The 9819-nt window shown below is 48.0% G+C and carries 6 protein-coding genes; 2 read left to right on the top strand and 4 right to left on the bottom strand.

The window, feature by feature from the left end; translation table 11 throughout:
• Window positions 1-36: 36 nt before the first annotated feature.
• Window positions 37-657 carry a BamJ family beta-barrel-assembly machinery protein gene (bamJ, locus tag AC27IB_RS18085; RefSeq protein ID WP_487122701.1) on the bottom strand — a complete coding sequence of 207 codons (621 nt, stop codon included), beginning with the start codon at window positions 655-657 and terminating at the stop codon, window positions 37-39.
• Between the two features lie 243 nt (window positions 658-900).
• Between bamJ and ppc the strand changes: the two genes are divergently transcribed.
• Window positions 901-3522, top strand: coding sequence for a phosphoenolpyruvate carboxylase (gene ppc, locus AC27IB_RS18080; protein WP_296049356.1), 2622 nt, complete (start codon window positions 901-903; stop codon window positions 3520-3522).
• 62 nt (window positions 3523-3584) lie between these two features.
• Here ppc and AC27IB_RS18075 read toward each other — a convergent pair whose 3' ends face one another.
• Both AC27IB_RS18075 and mdh read right to left on the bottom strand, forming a co-directional pair.
• Complete coding sequence (locus AC27IB_RS18075) at window positions 3585-4475, bottom strand: hypothetical protein (RefSeq protein WP_487122699.1); 891 nt, start codon at window positions 4473-4475, stop codon at window positions 3585-3587.
• 155 nt (window positions 4476-4630) lie between these two features.
• The gene (gene mdh, locus AC27IB_RS18070; RefSeq protein WP_296050711.1) at window positions 4631-5569 is read right to left on the bottom strand and encodes a malate dehydrogenase; all 939 of its coding nucleotides are present in this window, start codon (window positions 5567-5569) and stop codon (window positions 4631-4633) included.
• A 344-nt stretch (window positions 5570-5913) separates the two neighbouring features.
• Here mdh and argR point away from each other — a divergent pair, with 344 nt between their 5' ends.
• A complete protein-coding gene (gene argR, locus AC27IB_RS18065) occupies window positions 5914-6378 on the top strand; it encodes a transcriptional regulator ArgR (protein WP_070174657.1) in 465 nt (154 codons plus the stop codon).
• 93 nt (window positions 6379-6471) lie between these two features.
• On the opposite strand, the gene AC27IB_RS18060 is transcribed toward argR, so the two are convergent.
• Window positions 6472-9627 (bottom strand): TonB-dependent receptor, encoded by a 3156-nt coding sequence (locus AC27IB_RS18060; protein ID WP_296050716.1) that lies wholly within the window; start codon window positions 9625-9627, stop codon window positions 6472-6474.
• Between the last annotated feature and the right edge of the window lie 192 nt (window positions 9628-9819).

The raw sequence follows: 9819 nt of genomic DNA, 5'->3' as shown, positions 1-9819 counted from the left end.
CGCTTAGGCGGGCTTTTTATAGCGGTTGGATATCGCTTACGCAATAACGTCCAGCAATTCGATATCAAATATCAGTGTGCTATAGGGTGCAATGGCACCACCTGCGCCCTGTTCACCGTAAGCAAGGTCGTGTGGTACGTATAAACGCCACTTAGAACCTACCGGCATCATTTGCAGGGCTTCAGTCCAGCCTCTGATCACGCCGCCTACCGGGAATTCAGCCGGCTGGCCACGATCGTAAGAACTGTCGAACACAGAACCGTCGATCAGCGTACCGTGATAATGAGCACGAATGGTATTTTCACCGGTAGGTACCGCGCCATCGCCAGCACTAACGACTTCGTACTGAAGACCAGATTCAGTGACCTGTACTTCTTCACGCTTGGCGTTTTCAGTCAGGAACTTTTCGCCTTCTTCAATGGCAGCTTTGTGTTCCTCAGCTTTAGCAGCCTGCATACGCTCATGGATTTCACCAAAAGCCGCACGCAGGGTGTCGTTGTCAACCTGTGGAGCCTGACCAGTGAACGCATCTTGTAACCCTGCTACAACAGAGTCTAGATCCAGTCCGTCAAATGGATTTGATTGTAATTGCTGACCCATTTGGAAACCAATTCCGTAACTAGCTTGGGTTTCTACTGTTTTAAATAAATCTGACACAGTGTCTCCTGAAATAAAATTACACTTTTTGCGCAATTATTAATCAAAACCCGTAGTATTCTGAAAATTTTTATTACGCTTCGATTTTTCGCCGGCATAGTGTAACACAGCCAGATAAACCGTGCCCGCGCCATTGTTCCCCCCTTTTCGAAGGGCCCGGTTCCACAGGGTGTAATACAAAAAGCCATTAGACAATTTAACTAAGAGACAGTATGTTGATAGCACTGTTTTTTGGAGGACGCCATGCAATCACATTATGACGCGCAGTTAAAAGATACTGTTCGCTATTTGGGAAAAACGCTGGGACAAACAATCAAAGCTCAGCTCGGAAATGACTGGTTAGAGAAAATAGAGAAAGTTCGCCTTGATGGTCGCGCATCATTTAAGGGTGATACAGATTGTAGTAAAAATCTGAAAGAAACTTTCAAAACCATGTCAGACAGCGAGCTACTGGTGGTTGCCAGAGCATTTGCTCAGTTTCTCAACCTGGGAAATATTGCCGAGCAGGAATACAATGCCGGTCTGGATGTCGACGCATCCATAGACTCGCTCTTTTCGCACTTAGACAAAGCAGAGCTAAGCGCGCTGGAAGTAGAAGAAGCGGTGGCTAAACTGGATATCGATCTGGTACTCACAGCCCACCCAACAGAAGTATTCCGCCGTACCCTTATTCATAAGCATAAAGAGCTGGCTTACTGCTTAAAAAGCATTCACCACGAGCAATTAAGCGACACCGAGCGCGGCCGCCTTGAAACCCGTATAGCCGACTTGATCAGCCAGGCCTGGCACACTGAAGAAATTCGTTCAGTTCGCCCAACCCCGGTAGATGAAGCACGTTGGGGCTTCTCGGTTATCGAAAACTCACTGTGGGATGCGGTACCTGAATTCCTGCGTGACCTGGATGAACGCCTGCAGCATGATTACAGCGTTAAGCTGCCAATTGATGCGGCGCCAATTCACTTCAGTTCATGGATGGGCGGTGACCGCGACGGTAACCCATTTGTTACTGCCAAAGTGACTGAAGAAGTGTTACTGCTTGCTCGTCGTCGTGCCGCTAAACTGCTGACTATGGACCTCGACCGTCTGCAGGTAGAGCTGTCGATGAACGACTGCAACGACGAACTCAAAGCTGCCGTAGGCGAGCAATATGAACCCTACCGCGCACTGTTACGCCCACTGGTGAAACGTTGCGCCGATACCCGCGACGGTATCTACGATTTCTTCAACGGTCGTCCCTACGACACTAATGAGTGGATTTCGTCTAACGACGAGTTATTAGAGCCCTTATTAATGTGTTACCGCTCGCTGTGCGAGTCTGGTCTGGAAGTTACCGCCAATGGCATGCTGCTGGACACAATCCGCCGCGTGAAATGTTTTGGTGTACACCTGTTACGCCTTGACGTACGCCAGGACTCTCAGCGTCACGCTGATGTACTGAGCGAAGTCACCCGTTACCTTGGGCTGGGCGACTACGCACACTGGAACGAGGCCGATAAACAAGCCTTCCTGCTCCGCGAGTTAAGTTCCAAACGCCCGCTGTTCCCGCGTTGTTGGGAGCCATCAGAAGATGTTAAAGAAGTGCTCGATACCTGTAAGGTTATTGCCAGCCACAGCAAGCACGGATTTGGTATCTATACCATTTCCATGGCGAGTGAAGCATCTGATGTCATGGCCGTACAGTTATTACTGCAGGAAATGGGCGTCGACTGGCCAATGCCGGTAGCACCGTTATTTGAAACCCTGGACGATTTGAATAACTCCCCTATAGTGATGCGTAAACTGCTGAGCATCGACTGGTACCGTGGTTATATCCAGGGTAAGCAGTTCGTCATGATTGGTTATTCTGATTCTGCCAAAGATGCCGGCGCCATTGCCGCAGGCTGGGCGCAGTACGAGTCTCAGGAAGCGCTGGTTGCGCTGGCTGAGGAATTCGACATTAAGCTAACCCTGTTCCATGGTCGCGGCGGTACAATTGGCCGTGGTGGCTTACCGGCACATGCCGCTATTCACTCGCAACCTCCGGGTTCACTGGACGGTGGTTTCCGCGTGACTGAACAGGGTGAAACCATCCGTTATAAGTTTGGTATGCCGTTACTGGCTAAACGCAGCCTGGGTATCTACACCAGTGCGATTATAGAAGCCATGTTGTTCCCACCACCGGCCCCTAAGGACGAGTGGCGTGAACTGATGAAGGCCATGGCCGCGAAGGGTCGCGATTTCTATCGTGGCGTAGTCCGTCAGGATCCGGAGTTTGTCCCTTACTTCAGAGTGGCTACACCTGAGCAGGAACTGGGTAAATTGCCGTTAGGGAGTCGTCCGGCTAAACGTAAGCCAACCGGCGGTATTGAAAGCCTGCGGGCCATTCCCTGGATTTTTGCCTGGGCGCAAACCCGTTTGGTACTGCCAGCCTGGTTAGGCAGCATGAAAGCCATTGAAGCGGTTCGTCAGGAAGGTAACCACGAGAAGCTACAGGAAATGCGCGAGAACTGGCCTTTCTTCCAGTCACGTTTATCCATGCTTGATATGGTTTTCCAAAAGGCCGATCCACGGATCAGTGCAGAATACGATGACCGTCTGGTACCCGATGAACTGAAACACTTTGGTGAAGGTTTGCGCGCGGAGCTGCAGGAAGCCATCAAGCTACAACTGGATATCAACGGTCAAGCTGACATTATGGAAGCGGATCCACAGGGTAAAGAGTCCATGAATATTCGTGCTCAGTACCTTGAGCCGCTGCACTTCCTGCAAATCGAATTACTCTCTCGTTTACGTCAGTTAGAAGACGACGAGCATGATGCGACGCTGGACAAAGCCATGATGGTTGCCATCAGTGGTATTGCAATTGGTATGCGAAATACCGGTTAAGCCACGCTATAATCTATAAAAGCCGCGCCCCTGCGCGGCTTTTTTTATGGGTATTCCTACCACTACAGCTGCTGCAGCTTTTTTAGCCCTAGTATTAACGCATCGTGAGCCGAGGGATCGTTAAATTTAAGGTGGGATTCAAGAAACACCGGCTGGTGATAAAGCTTACGCAACGCATCATTAACAGTAGTAAGAAAACCTGCTGTAGCAGGATTACGGTTACACATCATATGACCGGTTTTAATGGCTGAGTTGCCGGCAATAGCGGCGCTCTGAAAGGTAATTTCCGGGTAGTTTTGCGCTTCTCTCTGTATGTCGTAAGGGTAGGCAAGAATATACTCTCCCCGCTCCCTGACCAGCATCTGAATATCGCTGTCATACTGATGACTGCCCCAACGATAGTATTTAACGCTGTCGGGCAAATCAGCAATCTGGGCATCCAGTAAAGCGCCATGGGAGCGGTCTTTGAGCAGCATAAGCTTACGCTGAGGATAGTAACTAAACAGGGCCCTGAGGCTGGCCAGCTCATTATCGTCGTTCAAGAGGTCGGTCGACAGCGGCGGTGTATCAGTCGTTTGGTATAACCGGTGCGAAAGCAGGTAATCGGTGGGTAAACTAAAATCGAAGGCCGCCTCACGTTCGGGGCTTTTAACTATCATAAATGCACAGGCCGGCGTCTCCTCCGACAGAACCGCAATAATCCGCGACGTAACGGTAAGCTCAGCGGCGGGTTTAAACTCCATTTCTTTAAACAACGCCATATGCGCCGCATTCATGGGACTTTGGGGTGGCCTTTCCTGGTTCAGTACATCAAATAAGGAAGGACTATGGGTAACAAAGCGAATGTCGTTGAAAGACGGGTTAGCAGCCTCCGCTTCTTTTGCAGATAAAGCACCACAAGCCAACAGGCTACACAATTGCAGGATTAATATAACGTAAAGCCGACTTCTCACAATTCACCCAGCAATTTGCCCTGATAAAACCAGTGTTGTTCAATTTTTGAATTATAGCAATCCGATGAGCTGAGCGGGATTGAACTTATTGCTATGTTACAGGCATAAAAAAACCGGCTTGGCAGCCGGTTTTTATCAGGTATATCGTACCAGAATTAACCGTTTACGAAGTCAACACCCAGTTTGATGTCGCCACGCAGGCCTTCCAGCATATCTTCTTTAGCTTTCTGTTCGAAAGCACTCAGTTCGCCGTAAGACAGAATTTCTTCAACACCGTTTGGACCTAAACGTACAGGGTGCGAGAAGAACGCAGCATCGTCGCTGTCATCAGTTTGTACATAGGTGTACTCAACAACGTTGTCGCCTTGCATAGCGGCAACCAGAGACAGGCAGAAGCGAGCAGCCGCCTGACCCATAGACAGCGTAGCAGAACCGCCGCCAGCTTTCGCTTCAACCACTTCAGTACCGGCATTCTGAATTCGGGTAGTCAGAGAAGCTACTTCGTCGTCTGAGAAGTCTACGCCTTCGACCTGAGACAGCAGAGGCAGAATAGTGGTACCTGAGTGACCGCCAATAACCGGCACGTGAGTGCTGGCTGGATCCAGGTCTTTCAGTTCTGCAACGAAGGTTTCTGCACGAATAACATCCAGCGTAGTAACACCAAACAGTTTGTTCTTATCGTAAACACCTTTCGCTTTCAGTGTTTCAGCAGCGATAGCAACTGTGGTGTTAACCGGGTTAGTGATAATACAAGTACAAGCAGAAGGACAGTTATCGGCAATGCCTTCTACCAGATTCTTGACGATACCCGCATTGATGTTAAACAGGTCTGAACGGTCCATACCAGGCTTACGAGGTACGCCTGCTGGAATTAATACTACGTCACAACCTGTTAAAGCTTCTGCCAGGTCGTCTTTACCGTGACCGGTAACCTTAACTGCAGTGGGGATGTGGCTTAAATCTACAGCTACACCCGGAACAACCGGCGCAACGTCATACAAAGCTAACTCAGAACCTGCTGGCAGTTGTGTTTTTAACAACAGTGACAGCGCCTGACCAATACCACCGGCAGCACCTAACACGGCTACTTTCATACCATTTCTCCTCATGGAAAGAATCACGTTTAATAACGGCCGAACACATTAAAGGATGTCAGCCTTAAACTCAATCACCTATTAGTCTTATGACGGGCGAATGGGCGATTTATCGGGTTATATTCAATATAAGTGCATAGTTATGCATTAATGTTGCTTTTTCATGCAAATTAGGGCACAATAACTGGTTTTGAAAACCGTTAGGGGATGGGAACTATCCCGGCCCTGAGCCTTTCGCGGGTTAGAGTATACACCAAGCCGGCAGGTTAGCCGAATCGATTAGCGATTAATGCATAACCCGCGCGGCCAACATCATAAAATTACGAATAAACGTCAGGAACTAAATGGCAAATCAGAAGCAGGAAGAGCTCATCCGGGCATTCAAAGACATTCTTAAGGCTGAGAGTTACGGCTCCCAGGGAGAAATTGTTGACGGGCTGAAAAACCAGGGCTTCAACAATATTAGTCAGAGTAAAATATCACGTATGCTGAGTAAGTTTGGCGCGGTTCGTACCCGTAATGCCCGTGGTGATATGGTTTACTGCCTGCCGCCGGAACTGGGTATGCCTACGGCGAAAAGCCCACTCAAGCAGCTAGTGCTGGATATTGTGCATAATAATGTGATGGTGATAATTCGCACCAGCCCGGGGGCTGCGCAGCTTATTGCCCGTTTACTGGACTCATTAAGTAAAAAAGATGGCGTGCTGGGCACCATTGCCGGTGACGACACTATTTTTATTGCGCCGGCCGATGTCACCAAAATTGAAAATCTGCGCCAGCGCGTAGAGGATTTATTCGACAACGTATAAACATCGTCCTATTGCTAAAGCTTATGTTTATTACAGCGCTGAAAACAAAAAACCCCGCATCAGCGGGGTTTTTTAATGATTAGCAGTGACTGCTTAGAAGCGGTAGCTTACACCTACACGAACTTCCCACAATGATGCAGAACTTGACCAACTGTCACGTTGGTCGGCACCCAGGAACTCCTCGTAAACGTACTGACCGTCTTCATTTACGCTAGCTTCAACAACTGACTCAGAAACGAAGTTACCTTGTTTCAGTACACCCCAGTCATCGTTTAACAGGTTACCCAGGTTTTCGATAACGAAGAATGCTGATGCACGGTGACCTTCAGCAAACGCAGGCAGTTCCTGGCTTACACGAACGTCAACTTTAGTCCACCAATCGCCGTTAGTACCGTTACGAGACGCAATCTTGCCGCGGCCCAGGCCTTCAGATGAAACGAATGCATTGAACGCATCCAGGTCGAAATCAGGACCATAAACTACGCTAGCATCGTCAACAGTTGGAACGTACAGTAACTGGCGACCGCCACCTGTATTGTCATCGCCATAGTATCCGTCGATGTCCTCACCAAAGGTATAACTCATGCCACGACCTTCGTTAGCTGAAGCAAACACGTTGAAACGCGTTGTATAGCCGTCGATAAATTCATGCTTATAACCTACGCGCAGTGTGAAACGGTGCGGAATGTTATAGTTAGAGGTATAGGCACCAGGATTGTTTGGATCGCTGGTCGCAAAGTTAACAAAGTTAGAGTAAGCAACTGAGCTGGTCATTGGGTTAACGTCTGTAGAGTCGTTATAGGCATAAGCAACACTTACGTCTAACCCGAAGTCGTACTCTTTAGACACTGCCAGTGACAGAGTCGTTGCATCACCTGAATCACCGTCAACGTTAGTTAACAGGAAGGTGCTGTTAGAACCATCGTAACGAGGACGACCATCGGGGCCGTAACCGATAATTTCACGTGAAGGCTCAATATAAGTGGCAGCGTCTTTCTTATCAGTATAAAGAATGTCAGCTTGTACCAGGTAGTCACCAGGTGCCAGGTAAGTTAAACCTAAAGCATATTTCCACTCAGTAGGTACTTCAAAGTTAGGATCAACAGCTACCACATTGTTAGCAGAACCGTTAGTTGGAGCATCTTCAACGAAATCGTACAGAGCTTGTGGAATACCATAACCTGGCGACGCACCATTTACTAATGGGGTGTTAAACAAGTCAACTGGCAAACCACCGAAGTCAACATCCTGCTGCCAAGGGGCAACGGTAGTCGCAACCTGGATCACACCGTCATTGGAGTAGGCATTAGATACCCAAACGTTCGGGTTACCACCAGAGTACAGACCGAAACCACCGTGCAGTTCCATATCGTCAGTCAACACGTAGTTAAAACCTACACGCGGCTGCCACAGGTCAATACCATCTAAGTTACCGGTGTTAGACAGGCCCTGACCATTGTTGTAGTCCGCATACTCGGTTTCAAACGCTTCGTTGTAACGAGGACGATCGTCAGAAGACCATTTGTCATAACGTAAACCAAACAGTAAAGTCAGATCGTCATTAACATACCAGTCGTCCTGTAAGTAGAACGTCGTAGTGGCAAAGCTAAAGCTTGCTGCAATGTCATTCGGATCGTTGGTACCAGCAGCATTATTATAGAAAATGCGGCCAGCAAGACCGTTACGGAAATCATCGATTGAGTTAAAGCGATATTCACCGCGTGATTGCTGCACGAACAGGTTGAACACATCTAAGTCTTCGTACTCAACACCAGCAGTGATGGTATGATCGCCTAACAGATAAGTACCTGCCAGTTTAAAGGTTGTGTTATCCCAGTTCAGGTCATTTGATTGACGAGAATCATCCGGGCCAAGGTAAACAACGGTGTCACCCAGGTTAATTTGCATTTCACTGAAACCAGTTCCCGCATCGACAGAGATCTGACGGTTATCCAGTTTAGTCTTACCAATACGCAGTTCGGTTGAGAAATCTGAAGTCCAGTCTGAGTAAACAGAAGCTGTAATAGTTTCGATTTCTGCACCACGCTCATAGAAATGACCGTCGTAAGACAGACGTGATGTACCGGTATCTGATTCAGAAATATTGAAGCCATCGTTCCAGTTGTAAGTGAACGCTGCACGGTGATCTTCGTTGATGTTCCAGTCTAATTTAATCAGTAACTTCTCGTCTTCAACAGGAGAAGAACCTTTGAAACCGCCTGGATCGTATCCGTAAATTGTTTGAGAGATTTCGGTAATTTCAGCAATTTCTTCTGCACTTGCGCGAGACAGGCCTGCATACTCATGAAGACGCACACCTTCTTTCTTCTCATAAGCACCGAATAAGAACAGCTTGTCGCTGATCAGAGGCAGACCTACAGTGAAACCATAACGTTTTTCAGTGTAGTTACCGTTGTCGATGTCGTTACCTTCGATTGAATCGCCTTTAAACGAGTCAGAAGTGAAATCGTAGAAAGCAGAACCGTGAACTTCGTTAGTACCAGACTTGGTTACCGCGTTGATGTTACACGCTGTAAAACCGCCGTACTCTACGTCGAAAGGTGCTAATTCAACAGCAACCTGCTCAATCGCATCGTATGAGAAAGGAATGCTTTCAGTTGGGTAACCGTTAGAGTTAAGACCGAAGTTATCGTTCAGACGCATACCGTCCAGCGTTAAGCTGTTGAAACGTGGTGATGCACCGGCACACTGAATGCCGTCTGAGAAAGTTTCGTCGATATAAACACGTGGGTCGGCACGAACCAGGTCTTTAATATCACGGTTGATAGCTGGTGCGTTTTGCAGGTCTTCAAGACTGAAGTTTGAAGAAGGACCTTTCTGGCCAAAAGCAATAGAAGCAATTTGTGAAGCAGTTACTTCGATACGCTCAACGTCAGCTTGTGCACCCAGTGCAAAGTTGTTCAGGTTTAAACCACTGTCCAGAGACAGGTAAACATCTGAAATAGTTGCATCTTCGAAAGTGTCAGAATCCATTACAATTTCGTATGGACCACCAACACGCAGACCAGACAGGTTAAACTGACCGTTTGCGTTAGCGGTGACTGTTTTAATACTTCCGGTTGGAACGTGCTTAACAGTAATTACTGTACCCGCTGCAGGTGCGCCCTGTGGACCAACTACGCGACCAGTGATTTCTGAAGATGTCTGCTGTGCCATAGCGGCAGTAGACAGACCAACAGACATCGCTACCGCAATCGCTACGCGATTAAGCTTCGATTTTGTCATCATTAGTGTGTTTCCCATTTATTTTCATAAGGCGTTTGTATTACCCCCGTTAACAAGAGGTATAACAGCAACCTGTTGCTTCCGGCAGTAAAGGCAATTTTTATGTCCGGTCACCATAGCCGTTATTGGTGACAGTTCCGTTTCTATAAAACAGCGTAAATCGGGCCGAGATTGTTCATTATTATTGTTTCAGCA

This window comes from Alteromonas sp. 4NH20-0104, from assembly GCF_057547795.1.
This window is presented reverse-complemented; position numbering and strand designations above follow the sequence as displayed.

Excerpts from the sequence above, each read along its gene's own strand:
- argR (WP_070174657.1), top strand. The coding sequence starts at position 5,914 with ATGGCAAATCAGAAGCAGGAAGAGCTCATCCGGGCATTCAAAGACATT.
- mdh (WP_296050711.1), bottom strand. The coding sequence starts at position 5,569 with ATGAAAGTAGCCGTGTTAGGTGCTGCCGGTGGTATTGGTCAGGCGCTG.
- ppc (WP_296049356.1), top strand. The coding sequence starts at position 901 with ATGCAATCACATTATGACGCGCAGTTAAAAGATACTGTTCGCTATTTG.
- AC27IB_RS18060 (WP_296050716.1), bottom strand. The coding sequence starts at position 9,627 with ATGATGACAAAATCGAAGCTTAATCGCGTAGCGATTGCGGTAGCGATG.